Origin of the sequence: Halomonas sp. AOP22-C1-8 (assembly GCF_052378905.1) — a bacterium.
Lineage (GTDB): Bacteria > Pseudomonadota > Gammaproteobacteria > Pseudomonadales > Halomonadaceae > Vreelandella > Vreelandella citrativorans.
Genome location: NZ_JBQSYD010000019.1, coordinates 1 through 17,814, shown reverse-complemented (window position 1 = coordinate 17,814; position 17,814 = coordinate 1). Strand labels below are relative to the sequence as shown.

12 protein-coding genes and 1 pseudogene are annotated in these 17,814 nt (G+C 56.5%); 11 read left to right on the top strand and 2 right to left on the bottom strand.

Annotation, left to right across the window (positions count from 1 at the left end):
• Window positions 1-11: 11 nt before the first annotated feature.
• The 4 genes and pseudogenes from ACT3TY_RS11405 to ACT3TY_RS11390 form a co-directional block, all read left to right on the top strand.
• A pseudogene (locus ACT3TY_RS11405) lies at window positions 12-2,000 on the top strand (type VI secretion system Vgr family protein); the annotation flags it as partial.
• Between the two features lie 99 nt (window positions 2,001-2,099).
• Window positions 2,100-5,792, top strand: coding sequence for an RHS repeat-associated core domain-containing protein (locus ACT3TY_RS11400; protein ID WP_444628341.1), 3,693 nt, complete (start codon window positions 2,100-2,102; stop codon window positions 5,790-5,792).
• 557 nt (window positions 5,793-6,349) lie between these two features.
• The gene (locus ACT3TY_RS11395) at window positions 6,350-6,571 is read left to right on the top strand and encodes a hypothetical protein (RefSeq protein WP_444628288.1); all 222 of its coding nucleotides are present in this window, start codon (window positions 6,350-6,352) and stop codon (window positions 6,569-6,571) included.
• A complete protein-coding gene (locus tag ACT3TY_RS11390; RefSeq protein WP_193053356.1) occupies window positions 6,555-6,746 on the top strand; it encodes a hypothetical protein in 192 nt (63 codons plus the stop codon). The genes ACT3TY_RS11395 and ACT3TY_RS11390 overlap by 17 nt, the downstream gene beginning before the upstream one ends.
• Before the next feature lie 172 nt (window positions 6,747-6,918).
• Here ACT3TY_RS11390 and rhaI read toward each other — a convergent pair whose 3' ends face one another.
• A complete protein-coding gene (rhaI, locus tag ACT3TY_RS11385; protein WP_444628286.1) occupies window positions 6,919-8,214 on the bottom strand; it encodes an L-rhamnose catabolism isomerase in 1,296 nt (431 codons plus the stop codon).
• A gap of 34 nt (window positions 8,215-8,248) precedes the next feature.
• Entirely contained in the window at window positions 8,249-10,348 is a 2,100-nt protein-coding gene (locus ACT3TY_RS11380; protein ID WP_444628284.1) for a bifunctional rhamnulose-1-phosphate aldolase/short-chain dehydrogenase, read from the bottom strand.
• Window positions 10,349-10,603: 255 nt separating this feature from the next.
• Here ACT3TY_RS11380 and ACT3TY_RS11375 point away from each other — a divergent pair, with 255 nt between their 5' ends.
• The 7 genes from ACT3TY_RS11375 to ACT3TY_RS11345 all read left to right on the top strand — a co-directional run bounded on the left by ACT3TY_RS11375 (window position 10,604) and on the right by ACT3TY_RS11345 (window position 17,762).
• Complete coding sequence (locus tag ACT3TY_RS11375) at window positions 10,604-11,401, top strand: DeoR/GlpR family DNA-binding transcription regulator (RefSeq protein ID WP_444628283.1); 798 nt, start codon at window positions 10,604-10,606, stop codon at window positions 11,399-11,401.
• A gap of 45 nt (window positions 11,402-11,446) precedes the next feature.
• The gene (gene rhaS / locus ACT3TY_RS11370) at window positions 11,447-12,457 is read left to right on the top strand and encodes a rhamnose ABC transporter substrate-binding protein (RefSeq protein WP_444628282.1); all 1,011 of its coding nucleotides are present in this window, start codon (window positions 11,447-11,449) and stop codon (window positions 12,455-12,457) included.
• 73 nt (window positions 12,458-12,530) lie between these two features.
• Window positions 12,531-14,036: a sugar ABC transporter ATP-binding protein gene (locus ACT3TY_RS11365; RefSeq protein WP_444628280.1), complete on the top strand. Its 1,506-nt coding sequence runs from the start codon at window positions 12,531-12,533 to the stop codon at window positions 14,034-14,036.
• Window positions 14,033-15,043, top strand: coding sequence for an ABC transporter permease (locus ACT3TY_RS11360; RefSeq protein WP_444628279.1), 1,011 nt, complete (start codon window positions 14,033-14,035; stop codon window positions 15,041-15,043). Before ACT3TY_RS11365 ends, ACT3TY_RS11360 begins: the two co-directional genes overlap by 4 nt.
• Window positions 15,044-15,046: 3 nt before the next feature.
• Window positions 15,047-16,054 carry an ABC transporter permease gene (locus ACT3TY_RS11355; RefSeq protein ID WP_444628277.1) on the top strand — a complete coding sequence of 336 codons (1,008 nt, stop codon included), beginning with the start codon at window positions 15,047-15,049 and terminating at the stop codon, window positions 16,052-16,054.
• Complete coding sequence (locus tag ACT3TY_RS11350; RefSeq protein ID WP_444628275.1) at window positions 16,051-16,365, top strand: L-rhamnose mutarotase; 315 nt, start codon at window positions 16,051-16,053, stop codon at window positions 16,363-16,365. Before ACT3TY_RS11355 ends, ACT3TY_RS11350 begins: the two co-directional genes overlap by 4 nt.
• Window positions 16,362-17,762 (top strand): FGGY-family carbohydrate kinase, encoded by a 1,401-nt coding sequence (locus tag ACT3TY_RS11345; RefSeq protein ID WP_444628273.1) that lies wholly within the window; start codon window positions 16,362-16,364, stop codon window positions 17,760-17,762. Before ACT3TY_RS11350 ends, ACT3TY_RS11345 begins: the two co-directional genes overlap by 4 nt.
• The last annotated feature ends 52 nt before the right edge of the window (window positions 17,763-17,814 follow it).

The following is a 17,814-nucleotide window of genomic DNA, read 5'->3' as shown; positions in this document are numbered from 1 at the left end:
GGAGTGGCACGATGGCAAACGGTAAGGGCCTACAATTCACCCTAACGCTGCCCGGCGTTGATGATATCGCGGTGATCGATTTTACCCACCGCGAAGCGCTCTCCCAGCCTTTTGAATTGGTGCTCAACCTGGCCAGCCGCGATGGCCGCCTGGATGCCGCCGAGCTGCTGGACCGCGAAGCCACTCTGACCGTTTGGCAGGATGGTGAAGCATTGCGTCACGTGCACGGTATCGTTAGCGAGTTTGGTCGCGGCGACCGCGGCCACCGCCGTACCTTCTACTCCCTGGTGCTGCGCCCAGCGCTCTGGCGGCTTTCGCTGCGTCACAACTCGCGTATTTTCCAGAAAGTCGATCCGCTAACCATCATCAATACCTTGTGCGATGAACGTGGCATTACCGACGTGGCCTTCGCCGTCACCCGCGAGCTGCCCGAGCGCGAATACTGCGTGCAGTACCGCGAGACCGACCTGGCATTTATCGAGCGCCTGGCTGCCGAAGAAGGGCTGTTCTACTTCCATGAATTTGAAGAGAGCGCCCACCGGCTGGTATTCGCCGATGACCCTCAAGTGCTGGCGAATGTAGGCGAGCGCACTTACCACAGCCGCGCCGGCGGCACCGCGCCCACCCGCCATGTGCGCAAGCTCAGCCACACCGCCCGTGTGGCAGCGGCCACTGCCACCCTGAAAGACTACAGCTTCAAGAACCCGGCCTACGCCCAACTGCACGAACACCTGGGCCGCGACGTGGAAACCCACGGCCAGCAGACGGATTACGAGCACTTCGATTACCCCGGCCGCTACAAGCAGGACGCCTCCGGCCAGCCGTTTACCCGCATCCGCCTGGAAGAGCTGCGCCGCGAAGCGATCACCGCGAATGCCGAAAGCGACCTGCCCGAACTTGCCCCCGGCGTGCGCTTTAGCCTGACCGACCACGACACGCAAAGCCTCAACCGCGACTGGCAGGTGGTGGCCGTACACCACACGGGCGAGCAGCCCCAGGCGCTGGAAGAGGACAGCATCAGCAGTAGCGAATCGGGCGGCATGACACGCTACGCCAACCAGGTCACCCTCATACCCGGCGACGCCCCCTGGCGCGCTACGCCCAACCCCAAACCGCGAGTCGATGGCCCCCAGGTGGCGTTTGTGGTCGGCCCGGAAGGCGAGGAAATTTACTGCGATGAGCACGGCCGGGTGAAGGTTCAGTTCCTCTGGGACCGCTACGCCGAACCCAATGAAACCGCCAGCTGCTGGGTGCGCGTGGCTCAGGGCTGGGCGGGTGGTGGCTACGGCAGCATTGCCATACCGCGCATCGGCCACGAGGTGATCGTTTCCTTCCTCGAAGGCGATCCGGACCAGCCGCTGGTCACCGGGCGTACCTATCACGCCGTCAACACCGCCCCGTACCCGCTGCCCGAACACAAGACGCGTACGGTCATTCGCACCCAGAGCCACAAGGCCGATGGCTTCAACGAACTGCGCTTTGAAGATGAAGCGGGCGAAGAGCAGATCTGGCTCCACGCCCAGAAAGACCTGGAGCTGTTAACGCTCAACGACCGTACCGAAGAGATCCAGAACGACAGCCATCTGAAACTGCACCGCAATCGTTTGACCGAGATTCACAACGACGACCACCTGACGGTACATAACGACCGCTTTACCCACATCAAGGGCGATGCTCATCTTCAGGTGGATCAGACCCGCCACGAGTTCTACGGCGATTCGCAGCTGTTGGAAGCCGGCCGCGAGGTACACTACAAGGCAGGTTCTCAGGTCGTGATTGAGGCCGGCGCGGAGATCACCCTCAAGGCCGGCGGCAGTTTTGTAAAACTCGACCCGAGCGGTGTGACCATTGTGGGTTCGCAGGTAAAAATCAACTCCGGCGGCAGCCCGGGCCGTGGCCAGGGGCAGGCGATCGTGCTGCCTAACCTGCCGGGCGAAGCGGAGCCGGAAGAGAGCGAAGACGTTACCCTCGAGCCGCACCAGACGCCACTGCTGAGCAGCGACATTGCCGCGGCCACGCCTCTGGCGCTGGAGGACATCGACATCACCGATGGCCTGGCCGACGACTGTAGCGCCTGTGAACCCGCCGTCGGCAGCCCGGTGAACCCGCTGCTGGGCGCCAAGTTGCTCCCCGCCGAGACCGATTTTGCGCTGCCCGCACCGCGTCCCTTTGTGTTCAGCCGGGGCTACCTTTCCAGCAACGCGCGGATCGGCGTACTCGGCCAGGGCTGGTCACTGCCCGGCGAAAGTCTGGCCATTACCCTGGAAGATGACGCCTGCGTTATCCACGACGCCCAAGGGCGACAAATTACCTTTGGATCACTCGCACCGGGGCAGGCGCGCTTCTCGCCTACCGAACAGCTGTGGATACGCCGCGGAGGGGCATCAGCGCCTCAAGACAACGTGGTGGATGAAGACATCCGCTGGCAAGCACTGGACGAGACGCTGCGCGACGACCCCGAACGCATCGTGCTCAGCGATACCAGCGGTCTTTACTACGTGTTTGCCCGCCCCGAGGCGGCCAGCACACGCTGGCCGCTAATCGAAGAGCGCGACCGCAACGGCTATACCACGGCGTACCAGTGGGACAATGGCGTGTTGGTACGCGCCATCGACAGCGCCGGGCGTCATTATCAGTTCGTCTACGATGCCCTGCTGCCCAGGCAGGCCGACGATGCTGGCCAGCGCCTGACCGGCGTCAAGCTGGTGCAGGACCATGACGGCAGCGTGCAGGATGACTGGCTGGTGCGCTACTCGTTCAGCGCAGCCGGTGACCTGCTCGCCGTGCGCCACCGCCATGGCGAAGTGGTGCGCGAGTTCGAGTGGCAGGATCACATGCTGACCGCCCACCGTGTGCCCGGCGGTATGGAAGCCCACTACACCTGGGACCGCCATGCCCCGGACGGCCGCGTGGTCGGCCAACAGGAAGCCGGCGGCCTCGCCCGACGCTACACCTATCACGTTGATCACACCCAGGTCACCGACAGCCTGGGCCGTGAAGAGCAGTACTACTTCGTGGGCAGTGGCCCCGGCCAGCGCTGGACTGCCCACACCCGTGCTGACGGCTCACGCATCGAGTTCCGCTACGACCGCTCTGGGCGCAAGGTTGCCACCCTCGACCCGCTCGGCCGCGAGACGCTGATCGAGCGCGACGAGAACGGCCAGGTGATCGGTCAGGTCACACCGGATGGTCAGCGCTGGACCCTTAAGCGCGACGCCATGGGCGATACGACCAGCGTAGAAGGCCCCAAGCACCAGCGCTGGCAAATTACACGCAACGAACGCGGCCAGCCGTTGGAGGTCACCGGGCCGGAAGGCACCATCGCCTTCGCCTATGACAATGCGCAGCTGCCTGACCGCCCCACCACGGTCACCGATGCGGTGGGCGCGACCCACCAGCGCGAATGGAGCGCTCTGGGCCAGGTCACCGCCCAGGTCGACTGTTCGCAGCAGCGCACCGCGTACGACTATGATCGTCACGGTTTTCTCGCCAGTGTCACCAACGCCCTGGGGGAAACCACGCGCACCCAGCACGATGAGTTAGGGCGCCGTATTGCCACTCAACAGCCCGATGGCACCCACTGGCACCACCACTATGACCCGCAGGGCCGGCTGGTCGAGCTGGAAGGCCCGCAAGGCTTTCGCCAGCAGTTCTTCTTTGACGACCACGGCCGCCCGGTGCAGCGTATCGAGGCTGACGGCAGCCACCAGACCACAGCGTTTGATGACATCGGCCGCCTGAACGAACTCACGCTGGGCAACGGCGCGGTCTACCGCTTTGCCTATGATGAGATGGACCGCCTGGCCAGCGAGACCGGCCCGGACGGCCGCGAGCAGCAGTATCGCTACGACGACGCGGGCCAGTTGACCGAGCGTATTGAAACCAACCGATCAGGCCCGGACGGCCAGCCGCTGGCTACGCGCTACGACTACGACACTGCTGGCCGCCTGACCGCTCGCCATCTACCGGCCACCGAACACGCCCCGGCCAGCAGCGAACACTACCGCTGGGGCGCCAATGGTCAACTGGCCAGCGTGACTAACAGCCACGGCGAAGTCACATTCAGCTACGACCACGCCCAGCGACTAACCGGCGAACAGCAGCGGCATGCCGGTATGGAGGGAAACAGCGGCTGGCAGTGGCAGCAGCACCACACCCTCACCGCCAACGGTGCCCCGCAGCAGAGCCAGTTCGGCGAGCTGCCCGCGCTCAACTGGCACACCTACGGCAGTGGCCACCTGCACGGCCTGAGCGCGCCGGACCTGAACCTTGACATCGACCTGATACCGGATGCCCTGCACCGCGAGACTCAGCGCCGCGTCAGCCTCGGCAGTGGCGACCAGACCCAACCGCTGATTCTGGAGCGTGGCTATACGAACCTCGGCCAGTTGGATCATCTCACCCTGCGCGGCGCGCAGGCCAACGGCGGCCAGCAGTACCAGTACGATGCTCTGGGTCGCATGAGCTTCCGCGCCCTGCAAGGCGAGCACTCCAAAGTGATTGCGTACAGCTATGATGCCGCTGGGCGCCTGACCGGCAGCCAGCACGGCGACCAGGCCCACCGCTACGCCGTGGATGCCGCCGGTAACCGCCTGGATGGCCAACAGGCCCTCTCCGACAACCGCCTGGGCCAACTCAACGGCACCCGCTACCGCTACGATGGCGCGGGCAATATGATCGAACGGCAACAGCCCAACGGTGAGCGCCTGACGATGGGCTACGATGGTGCCAACCGTCTGGTACAGCTCACCCACACCAGCGCCTACGGCCATACCACGGAGGCCGCCTACCGCTACGATGGCCTGGGCCGCCGGATCAACAAGACCGTCCGCCACACCAACGGTACCACCGCCACCATCCACTACGGCTGGGACGGTGACCGCATCGTGCGCGAAGAGTCCGAAAATCAACGCTCAACCATTGTCTACGAGCCGGGCAGCTTCGTGCCCATGCTGCGTATTGATGATACGCAGCAAGGTCGGGTGCTTAGCGCTTTCGTCACGGATGCATTGGGTACGCCTATACAACTGGTGGCACCCAACGGTGAAACGAAATGGCAGGCGCAGCCCGATGATTGGGCGGCGGTGAAACATCAGCGCGGCAGCACAGCGCAGCCGATCCGCTTTCAGGGACAGTGGCACGATGAAGAAAGCGGGCTCTATTACAACCGCCACCGATATTACGATCCGCAGCAAGGCAGGTACATCAGCCAGGATCCGATTGGGTTGTTGGGTGGGATTAATTTGTATGGATATGTGGCGAATCCAGCAGGGATGGTGGATCCGCTAGGGTTAAATGCTTGGGAAGCCATCAAGTTTCATTCTAAAATGATACCTCGCTTCATCCGAGACGAGGGCATGGATGTGTTGACACGTACCGCTACCGTTGTTGGTGGCGGTGGTCAAGTCTTATTGGGAGGGGCTCTCTGTAAGACAGTAGTAGGTTGTGTAGCGGGCGCGCCTATTGCAGGTCTTGGCGTTAGTAATATTCAAGAAGGTTTCTCTGAAAATGGGAGAGGTTTTGCACGCGAAGCAGCCGTCAAGCAGTTGGGCGAACAATGGGGAAATCTAGCCATAGATGGGGCGAATTTAGGTACTTCTGTTGGCGGGCTTCTAAGGCCGATACAGAAACCTGGGACTTTTCAGCTATTTCGAAGATTACCTGAAGACTTCATTCCAGCTTATCAAAGCGCAACAACAACGGGTCTAACTATTGAAGCTGGCTCTGCGGGCATGGGCACTTTTAGTGGAATTAATAATTATATGGAAAGTAATAAGGAGTGCCAGAGATGATAGACGTTATATTGTCAATTATATCTTTCATGGTTTTTTTGATAGCTAAATTGCTAAAAGAAAATACAAGGAGACTAGGTAAAAATATAACTTTGCTATCCTACTCAGCGATGTTTTTTTTCATATTTCTAATTGGAGGAGCGGTAGATGGCGAGCTGTTATTTGAAAAAACAACTTATTCAGTAATTTTGATTTATATAATGGTAATTATTTGTGCAGTATATGTCTGGAAGACTGTCAGCAATCTTCAGGATTCATAGATAAGCTATGATAGCTTCAAAACTTGGATTCAATAAACAGTTGCAGCCCTGGCCCGGATGAGCTTCGCGCTCCACAAGGCGATCACTTCCAAGTGATTGCGATGCCGCCGGTAACCGCCTGGACGGCCAGCAGGCGCTCTCCGACAACTGCCTCGGCCAACTCAACGGCACCTGCTACCGTTCGACGGCGCCAACCGCCTGGTACAGCTCACCCACACCAGCGCCTATGGCCATACCACGGAGGCCACCTACCGCTACGACGGCCTGGGCCGCCGGATCAACAAGACCGTGCGCTAGGTGGACGGCACCACCGCCACCACCCACTACGGCTGGGATGGCGACCGCATCGTGCGCAAAGAAAGCGAGAGCCAGCGCTCGACCATCGTGTACGAGCCGGGCAGCTTTGTGCCCATGCTGCGTATTGATGATAGCCAACAAGGCCAAGTGCTTAGTGCTTTCGTCACGGATGCGCTGGGTACGCCCATGCGACTGGTTGCGCCTAATGGCGAAACGCAATGACAGGCGCAGCCTGATGATTGGGCGGCGGTTAAACATCAGCGTGGCAGCTGACCTTTCCCCCGAAATTAACAAGGGCGAGAAGCATAGAAAACTGCATGTTCAGAGAGACCAGAGGCTACGCATGCTCAATAACCGTATTGGCGAGGTCGACAACGAAAATTGCCACTTGGTGTAAGGCAACCGGCCAATAAAAGGGATCAATACGGCCTTAACCTTCCTATTCGCTTATAACCGACAACATCACACTGAAATAGTTAATAGCGGCGAGTCGTTGCCGCTATTAACGTAGCACCTGCTTTTACTAATAAAAACACAGCAGGCTATGCCGCTGGCGCTTTTCCTACGAGTTAAACAATGCCTGAGCCACTCCGGTTTGCATCGGCTGGGCGTTGCTCGCCGCAGGTTTGCCGGTAGCCTGAGGCGCGGTAGCTGGCGATGGGGTTGATAGCCCCACCATCCAGGCGCCGCGCTTGTTGCAGGATAGGCTCAACATCCTGGTTGAACGCGGCTTTAAGCGTTGCTTGGGCCATCAGTGCATCGTTGTTCTGTTGGTGGTGTGCCAAGGCTTCGCGGTCGACCAGCAGTGACTTGACGAAGGCGCGTCGTACTTCCCCGGCGCTGTAGATGAGGCTTTCAATGGGGTCGGTAACATTGTGCGATTGGTCAAGCATGTGGAAAGGCGCGAACTGCGAGTTTCTACGCTGGACATCAACCAACTCGTTAAACACCAGAAATAGCTGATAAGGATCGATGGAACCCGCGTCCAGGTCATCATCGCCATACTTGCTGTCGTTGAAGTGGAACCCACCCAGCTTTCCGAATTGGGCTAGACGAGCAACGATCATCTCAATGTTGACGTTGGGCGCGTGGTGCCCCAAATCGACCAGGCAGAGACAGCGCTCGCCGGTTTCCTTGGCGGCCAGGTAGTTCGAGCCCCAGTCCTGAATCACAGTCGAGTAAAAAGCGGGCTCAAAGACCTTGTGCTCGATTAGCATGTTCCAATCGTTGGGCAGCGCTGAATAGATCGCTTTGGCGCTGTCCAGGTAGCGTGCGAAGCTGTCGGAAAAATGCTGTTGACCGGGAAAATTGGAGCCATCGCCAATCCAGACTGAAAGCGCTTTCGAGCCTAGCTGCTTACCTAGTTCGATCACTTCAATGTTGTGCTCGATGGCCTGGCGGCGCGTCGCTTCATCGGTATGCGTAAGGCTGCCGTATTTATAGGAGAGCTTCTGACCCGCCTCATCCTGAAAGGTATTAGAGTTCATGGCATCAAAGCCTAGCCCACGCTCAAGAGCGTAGTCTCGAAGCTCGCTGGGATCAGAAGGTCTATCCCAAGGGATATGCAGCGAGACGCGCGGTGTCATGGTAGCCAGCTGCTGGATGACGGCGCAGTCGTCCAGTTTTTCAAAAATATTACGTGGCTCGCCTTCACCGGGAAAGCGCGCGAAACGCGTGCCACCGGTGCCCACGCCCCAGGAGGGCAGGGCAATTTCCAGACCGCGCGCCTGTTTGGTTAATGTATCGATGCTAATGTCGGTACGGGCAAGCCTTTCGCCAAGGTACTGATAGTCGCGGTCAAGGTCGGCCGCTCGCTGCTCGTTATCACTATGGATGCGGTCAGCATTGATCATTGTTTTTGTCATACTTTCACCAGTTATGCGTTAGTTAAAGCGGGGCTCAGCGTGTAAAGGAAGGGGCGTGTCCCGCATCCACATTAAGAATGTTACCGGTTGATTTGGCTGAGGCGTCGCTAACAAAAAAGTAGATAGCTTCAGCGATGTCTTCAGGCAGTACGCTGAGCTTTAGCAGGCTGCGTTGGCGGTAATGATCCTCAAGCTCATCCGTGTCCAGGTCGTAGGCGCTGGCACGCTCTTCTTTCCATTTGCCAGTCCAGATTTTCGAGCCGCGTAGTACGGCGTCCGGGTTAACCACATTGGCGCGAATGCCAAGCGGGGCACCTTCCAGTGCTACACTGCGTGCCAAATGAATCTCTGCCGCTTTGGCGGTGCAGTAAGCGCTTGCATTAGCAGAAGCCACCAGGCCATTTTTACTGGCAACGAAGACAATATTACCGCCCGTTTTTTGCTGCTTGAGCACTTTGAACGTTTCACGCGTGACCAGAAAGTAACCTGTCGAAAGAATTGCCTGGTTACGGTTCCAAAGCTCCAGGCTTGTCTCATCAATGGGTGCTGAGGAGGCGATGCCTGCGTTAGAGACTAAAATGTCGACCCCGCCGAAGGCAACGCAGGCCTGGGCGATAGCCGCCTCGACCTGATGCTCGTCGGTGACATCCATCAGGCAGGTGGAAACAATGTCGGCACTGAACGTGTCAGCGAGCGCTTGTTGCGCCGTTTCCAGGCCTTCTGCGTCAATATCGAGCAGCATCACACAGGCACCTTCGTTGGCCATTCTAGCCGCGGTGGCCTGGCCTATGCCACCGGCACCTCCGGTCACTAACGCGATGCGTCCAGCCAGTGCCTTTGGTTTAGGCATCCGTTGCAGCTTGGCCTCTTCAAGTAGCCAGTACTCAATATCAAAGGCTTCCTGGTCGGGCAAGCCCATGTATTCGCTAACCCCGGACGCACCCCGCATAACGTTAATGGCGTTGAGATAAAACTCACTGGCGATGCGTGCAGTCGCTTTGTCCTTGGCGAAGGTGATCATGCCCACGCCCGGTAGCAGATAAACGACGGGGTTGGAGTCACGCATTGCGGGGCTGTCTGGCCGCTTGCAACGCTCATAGTAGGCCGCGTAGTCGCGGTTGTAGTCGGCTAACTGTTCATCCAGGCCAGCGATAACAGCATCAAGGTTGTCGGTTTCGGGGTCGTAGCCAACGATTAGTGGCTTAATTTTGGTGCGAAGAAAATGATCCGGGCAGGAAGTGCCTAGCTCCGCCAAGGCTTCAAGGTCATTGGAATTGACGAATTCGAGAACTTCAGGGGCGTCGTTAAAATGGCCGACTTGACGCTGATGGTCACTGGTTTTACCGCGAATAATCGGCATTAGTTTAGCGGCGATGGCCTTGCGTTTATCGGCACTTAGGCTGGTAACGCGAGGGCCGGAAAAGGCTGCCTTGTCCTTGAGCTGTTCGTCCAGCCAGCTCTGGGCCTTGTTAATAATATCCAGCGAGGTTTGGTAGCACTCTTTGGCTGTTTCACCCCAGGTGAACAGGCCGTGCGCTTCAAGCAGCACACCTTTTAGATTCGGCTGCTCTCGGGCGATCTTTTCAAGCTCAAGGCCCAATTGGAAGCCCGGCCTGCGCCAAGGCAGCCAACCAATGTCGCCGCCGTAGATAACCTGGGTGAGCTCACGGCTATTCTTTGACGCAGCAATGGCGATAACAGCGTCTGGATGTAAGTGGTCAACATGGGTATAGGGCAAGTAGGCGTGTAGCGGGGTATCGATACTGGCTGCGCGGCTGTTCAGGTTAAAGGTGCAGTGGAGAAGTGCGCCCACCATCTCATCTTCATGCGCCTCACCTTTATAAAATTGTTTAAGCGTTTCAAGCTTGTCCTGATAAAGGGTTGCAAAGCCATCAAGCCCCATACTGCCGATGTCACCACCTGAGCCTTTAACCCAAAGCACCCGAATATTTTCACCGGTTAGCGGGTCTGCCTGGATGATTTTGGCAGAGGTATTGCCGCCGCCATAGTTGGTGACACGCTTGTCGGCACCGAGCAGATTGGAGCGGTAATGCAGCTGTTCGGCTTCGCTCATGGAGGCTGCCAGGCGGTCATCCCAGCGATTATTGATCTGGTTGGCGGGCTGTTGGGGCATGAGATACCTCGGGTATTGTTATGATGTGATTGGGCAGCGGCAGCCGGACTGATAGCGTTGAGTGCTTATTATTGTGAAAGCTATTGTGTTGAAAGGTCTGGCTGCGACCTTTTTTGATCGATTTTGACGAGTTATGAGTCTAGTCTGTAGAAAAGTATCGATCCGAGATTTTTATCTGTCAATATCAATCATAAATATTCAAAATTGGCTTGCAGATGATCGATTATGAAATATAGTGATGAATGAGGATAACGAATGCATGAAGTTGAACGCCATCGAATCATCTTGGCGGAAGTTGAAGAAAAGCCCATTGCTACCCTCGGGTACTTGGTAAATTTATTGGGCGCTTCGGAAGCGACCGTTCGGCGAGACATCAACGAACTGCAGCGACAGGGAAAATTGAAAAAGGTACGTGGCGGAGCGGAAGCCTTGCATCCACCTGCTAACACCTCCCTGGTAGGGCGGCCTTACTCGGTTAATCAACTGATTAACGCCAAGGCCAAGCGCGCCATTGCAAAGGAAGCGGTGGGTCTGTTGGGAGATGGGATGTCAGTCACCATTAGTGGCGGGACGACAACCTACTTCATGGCGGAGTTCATGCGCTCATGCAAATTGCAGGTGCTGACGAATTCGTTCGTGATTGCCGAGCAGTTATTAAAACGCAGCAAGTGCATGGTGATGCTACCAGGCGGTAACGTATATCGGGAACAGAACATTATCTTGAGTCCGTTTCCGAATGATGTTTCCAGTCAGTTTTATGCCTCGATGCTGTTCATCGGGGCGCAGGGAGTAGGTCCTCAGGGGGTGATGGAGGCAGATCCTCAGATTGTTCAGGCGGTAATGAAGCTTCTGGACCAGGCCGATCAGCGAGTATTACTGGTCGATTCCAGTAAGTTTGAAAACCGCAGTAATCTCATCGTCTGCCCATTATCTCATGTCGATATCGTCATTACCGACGATGGTATTGACCCCTCAAGGCGACAAATGATCGAAGATGCGGGTTGTCAGCTGATTATCGTCAATCAAGGCCTTGAAACGACCGCCCCCGGCTGATGCTCAAAGCAGGGTCGGGGCATAACAACAAAATTGGAGCGCACGATGTTCAAAAAACTCTTCCCAGCCCTAACGGCAATGATGTCGATTGCTTTACTGTCGATTGCTTACTTAGCACCCGCCCATGCTGAAGATGATGTACGCATCGCCCTTGTGGTCAAGGCAATGGGTATCGGTTTCTTTGAGGCCGCCAATGAAGGTGCCCAGGAAGCAGCCGAAGAGCTGGGTAATGTAGAAATCATTTACACCGGCCCAACCACGACAACCGCTGAAGGCCAGATTGAGGTAATCAGCTCGCTGATTGCCCAGCGTGTCGATGCTATCGCGGTTTCCGCCAACGACCAGGACGCGCTGGTACCTATCCTGAGCCGCGCCCAGCAGCGCGGTATCAAAGTGATTTCCTGGGACTCTGGGGTCGCACCCGAGGGCCGCAGCGTGCACTTAAGTCCCTCCAGTGATGATTTGATTGGCCGAATGAATGTACAGCTAGCGGCCGATGCGTTAGAAGCCAAAGGCGTTAGCTCGGGTCAGATGGCTATTCTCAGTGCGACACCTACCTCGACCAACCAGAATGTCTGGATTGAAGAGATGAAAAAGGTGCTACCGGAATTTCCCCAGCTTGAGTTTGTAGACACCGTTTATGGTGACGACTTGGCAGACAAGAGTTATCGCGAAGCGGTAGCGCTAATGCGTAACCATCCTGATCTGGACGTTATCGTCGCCCCAACCACGGTCGGTATTTTGGCCGCGGCGCAAGCGGTGAGCGATGAAGGCCGTGTTGGTGAGGTTTATGTCACCGGTTTGGGGCTGCCGTCGGAGCTTGCTGGCCACGTTGAGAGCGGTGCCATGCATAACTTTGCGATTTGGAATCCTGTTGATTTGGGCTACGCCGCAACGACCATCGCTTATAACCTGGTGATGGATAATGCAACAGAAACCAGTGTAGACATGGGCCGTATGGGTACTGCACAGCTTGATGAGAACGGCAGTGCCGCCATGGCAGAGCCTTTCATCTACGACGCTACCAATGTTCAGGATTTCGCCGATATTTTTTAATCGCGAAATCGGGCTGGCGCTGTTACGGCAGCGCCTGACCAAAAAAATACATCCAATAACAAAGATAATAGCCATGACACAAAGTACAGCAGTGTTCGCGCTGAAAAACGTCACCAAAACGTTTCCCGGCGTGACGGCTCTCGACAGGGTTAAGCTTGATCTCTATCCCGGTCAGGTGACTGCCTTGGTAGGTGAGAACGGCGCCGGAAAATCCACGTTGGTCAAAACCATGACCGGCATCTATCAGCCCGATGGCGGAGAAATTCAGGTCGCTGGCGAAGTGGTTTGCATTGATGATCCTGAAGCGGCGCGCCAGTTGGGCATCACGGCTATCCATCAAGAAACGGTGCTGTTCGACGAGCTGACCGTTACTGAGAACATATTCGCAGGTAACTACCTGACGCGCGGTCGCTTGGGGCGGCTTGATTGGCCCGCCATGCATGAGCGCACTCGCGAAATCCTCGCTGATATTGATGCCCCCCTGGATCCCAAAGCCCGCTTGAGAGGGTTAAGCATTGGCCAGAAGCACATGGTGGCCATTGCCCGGGCGCTCTCGGTAGATGCCCGCGTGGTGGTTCTTGATGAACCAACGGCCGCATTATCACACCACGAGATCAAAGAGCTATACGGCATCGTTGAGCGGCTCAAAAAGGCGGGTAAGGCCATTCTTTTTATTACGCACAAGTTTGATGAGATTTTTACCATCGCCGACCGCTATGTCGTTTATCGCGATGGCACCTTTGCTGGCGAAGGCATGATCAGCGATGTTACTGAAGCAGAACTGGTTGAGTTGATGGTAGCGCGCAGTGTCAGCGAAACCTTTCCCAAGCAGACCGTGGCTATCGGCGAACCGATGATGACGGTAGAAAATTTGAACCACCCGACCGAGTTTGCCGACATTGATTTTGAAGTGCGTGCGGGTGAAATTCTGTGTTTTTACGGACTGGTAGGGTCTGGCCGTACTGAAATTATGCAGGCACTTTTTGGCCTGTCGAAGGCAGCAACCGGCAATGTGCACATTAATGGCGAAGCGGTGACTATCCGCTCGCCCGCTGACGCAATCAAGGCAGGCCTTGTTTACGTGCCGGAAGAGCGCCAACAGCAGGGCGTCATTTTGGACCTCCCCATCTTTCAAAACATCAGCTTGCCACAGCTTGGGCGGCTTAACCGCTGGGGCTTACTAAATGAGACGCGTGAATATGACGTGGCACGGGCTTATGGCGAGCGTCTTAACGTCAAGACCTCAAGCTGGGATCAAAAAGTAGGCAATTTGTCAGGCGGTAACCAGCAAAAAGTTGTTATCGGCAAATGGCTCGCGACACGGCCAAAGATCATTGTCCTTGATGAGCCCACCAAAGGTATTGATATCGGTTCCAAAGCGGCGGTGCATCACTTTATGTCAGAGCTGGTTAACGATGGCCTGGCGGTCATTATGGTCAGCTCAGAATTGCCTGAAGTGCTCGGTATGGCCGACCGCATTATTGTGATGCACGAAGGCCTGATGGTGCGTGAATTTACTCGCGCAACTGCCACGCCTGAAGCTGTGGTGGGTGCAGCTACTGGAGGAATGGCCGCATGATGTCCGCGTTACTTAAACATCGTGAGCGTTTTCTGGCGCTGGTAATCCTGGCGTTGATATTAGTGGTGGGCGCTATCACGCCCTCGTTTCTAAGCCCGAACAGCCTGGTCAGTGCCTTCAACGATACCTCTATCCTGATGATTCTGGCGATGGGCCAGATGCTGGTTATCCTGACCCGCTGTATCGACTTGTCGGTAGCCGCCAACCTGGCTTTAACGGGAATGGTCGTGGGCATGATCAATGCCGCTTTTCCCGGCGTGCCAATACCCTTGTTGATACTTTTTGCCATGGCAATGGGCGCTTGTCTTGGTGCCATTAATGGGTTCTTTGTTTGGATAGTTGGGGTGCCCGCCATTGTCGTAACACTGGGTACGATGAGTATCTATCGCGGCACTATCTTTCTGCTTTCAGATGGTGCCTGGGTGAACGCCCACCAGATGAGCGCCGGCTTTATCAGCTTGCCGCGCACGGTGGTGTTGGGCATGCCGATGATGGGTTGGATCGGTATCATCGTGGTCGCTACTTTCTATTTCGCTACTCGCCATTTGCGTGTCGGGCGGGACTTCTTTACGTCTGGCGGAAATCCTGTCGCTGCTTTCTACACCGGCGTGAGCGTTGGCAAAGTGCAATTCAAGGCCTTTGTGGTATCTGGAATGCTGGCGGGACTGTGTGGTTACCTTTGGGTGTCGCGCTACGCGGTTGCCTATGTGGATGTCGCGAACGGTTTCGAACTACAGGTGATTGCGGCGTGTGTGATTGGCGGTATCAGCATTATGGGTGGGGTCGGCACCGTACTCGGCTGCGCGCTGGGAGCTCTGTTTCTGGGTGTCATCAATAATGCTTTGCCGGTGCTGGGTGTTTCACCGTTTTGGCAGATGGCTATTTCTGGCGCCGTTATCATCATCGCCGTCATTGCCAACTCAATGGCTGAGCGAAGCAAGGGGCGTATTATTTTGCGCCGGGCGGTGAGTAAACGCGCCACGCCCGCTCAGCATCAGGAGGCTTGACCAATGGCAAATACCATGACTCAAACGGCTGTGCCTAACCGCTTGTCCAACCATTGGCTGCGTCATCTGTTGCGCTGGGAAACTTTTTTATTATTGGTAACGGTATTGGTGTTTCTGTTTAACAGCCTTGCCACGCCCTATTTTCTTGATCCCTGGAACCTCTCAGACGCTACTTTTAACTTTACTGAAAAAGCCATCATCGCCTTGCCCATGGCCATGTTGATTATCTGCCGGGAGATAGACCTGTCTGTCGCCTCGATCATTGCGCTCTCCTCGGTGAGCATGGGGCTGGCTGCCGAAGCGGGCATGGGGCCGGGCGGGCTGGTGTTTGTGGCCGTTTCAGTGGGCGTTATCTGCGGGTTGTTTAATGGTTTAGTGGTCACCCACTTCGGTATACCCTCCATTGTCGTCACCATTGGTACCATGAGCCTCTATCGAGGTATTACCTACGTCATTCTTGGCGATGGCGCATTCACTAACTACCCCAGTGGTTTTGAATTCTTCGGTCAGGGCTACGTTTACTGGGTGTTCTCCTTTGAATTCACCCTTTTCATGGGGATGGCGCTGATATTTTATGGGTTGCTACATCACACCAATTTTGGCCGCCGTACTTACGCCATCGGTAATAACCCAACGGCGGCTCTCTATTCCGGAATTAAGGTCAACAAGCACAAGCTGATTCTGTTTGTCATGGTAGGGGCTATATCGGGGCTTGCCTCGGTGTTGCTGACGTCGCGTTTAGGAAGCACGCGACCTTCTATCGCCTTTGGCTGGGAGCTGAGCATCATCACGATGGTCGTGCTTGGTGGGGTAAGTATTCTAGGTGGCTCTGGCAGCATGGTGGGCGTCGTCATTGCCGTCTTCTTGATGGGCCTTGTGACCTTCGGGCTTGGTCTGCTCAATGTGCCGGGTATCGTGATGACGATTATTATCGGCGCCATGTTGATTTGCGTGATCAGTATTCCGCTGGTGGCGGGGCGGTTGCAGGCAGCGCGGGAGCAACGCAAATGATCCACGCCTCTGTTATGCAGCTACATCAAGGTTGCGAAGCCGAATATCGCGCCCGCCACGATGCCCTCTGGCCTGAACTTCAAGCACATTTGAAAGCCTGCGGTATCTTCAACTACTACATCTTTCTACATCCCCAAACGCTGCAACTGTTTGCCAGCTTTGAAACGGAAGGCCCGCTAGATGAAGCAGTGCTAAAAGCGCACCCGGTAATGCAGCGGTGGTGGGCATACATGGCGGACATTATGGAAACCCAGCGCGACTCTGTTGAGCCGGAAGCACAGCCGCTAACCGAGGTTTTCTACCTGCCATGACTCAACAACAGCATCAATCGGTACTGGCGGTACTGGCGGTACTTGATATCGGCAAGACCAACATCAAACTCTGCGCGCTCAGCCTTGGAGAAAATGGCGGTAAAGTGTTGGTGGAAAAGCGCCGGGGCAATGAGATTTGTCGGAACGGCCGCTACCCACATATCGATACGGAGGCTATCTGGGACTGGCTGAAAGCAGCCCTGGCTGACCTGGCTCATGACTATCATGTCGTTTCCATCGGCGTGACTACTCATGGCGCTACGGCGGCGTGTATGGTGGGCAATGAGCTGGCGCTGCCGATCCCTGATTATGAGAGCGACCTGTGCGCGGCGCTGAATAATGACTACCGCGGCGTGCGGCCACCTTTCGCGGAGACAGGCAGTCCTGATTTGGCGGGTGGGCTCAACCTGGGGCGTCAGTTGTACTGGCTTTCACAGGCGTGGCCCGAAGACTTTGAGCAGGTCACGGATATCTTGATGTATCCCCAATACTGGGGGTGGCGGTTAACCGGTATAAAAGCCGGGGAGGCCACGTCGATCGGCTGCCATACGGATCTTTGGAACCCCCATAAAAGTGACTACTCGTCGCTGGTAGAGCGGCTTGGCTGGCGAGCACTGCTGCCTACGATTTTACCGACAGGAGCATCGCTTGGCCCGGTTCGGCCTGAGCTAGCCGAGTCACTCGGTTTGCCGGATAGCTGCCAGGTGTTGAACGGTATTCACGATAGTAACGCTTCGCTGGTGCCCCATCTTTTGAACCGTGCAGCGCCTTTTGCCGTTGTTTCAAGCGGCACCTGGACCGTTATCTGCGGGGTTGGTGCTGCCATTAACGGGCTGGATGAGGCCCGCGACATGCTGATCAACGTAAGCGCTTTCGGTGCCCCTGTGCCCACCATTCGCTTTATGGGAGGGCGCGAGTGGGAGACGTTACGTGGAGATGCTAACGGTGAGCTGGTCGATCTGAAGCGTGTCATGGACCAGGAGGTATTTGCGTTGCCCTCGTTCGTTGATCAGGGCGGCCCTTTTCGCCACCGCACCGGCCGGATCGTCGGCCCAATCGAACGGCTGAATGGCGCGGGTAAAACAGCCTTGGCCTCGGTCTACTGCGCGTTAATGACGGACTATTGTCTGAGTTTGTTAGGCCAAGTAGGCGACATCATTGTGGAGGGCGCTTTTGCGGGCAACAAGATCTATATGCACGTATTAGCGACACTGCGAAGCGAACATGCTCAGAACGTGTATGGCAGTACCGACAGTACAGGAACAACGCAAGGCACGGCGATTCTTGGCCAGGACAGCCGCCAGTGGTCGTTCGTGGAGCCAGCGCTGATACCTCCCGCACGGCAGGGCGAAGAAGTTCTCGCCTACGCGAATACCTGGCGGCGTTTAGTCGCCTAACGGTAGGCGCTCCAATTTGGCTAAACCTGGGCACTTTTCAGAAAAGTGCCCA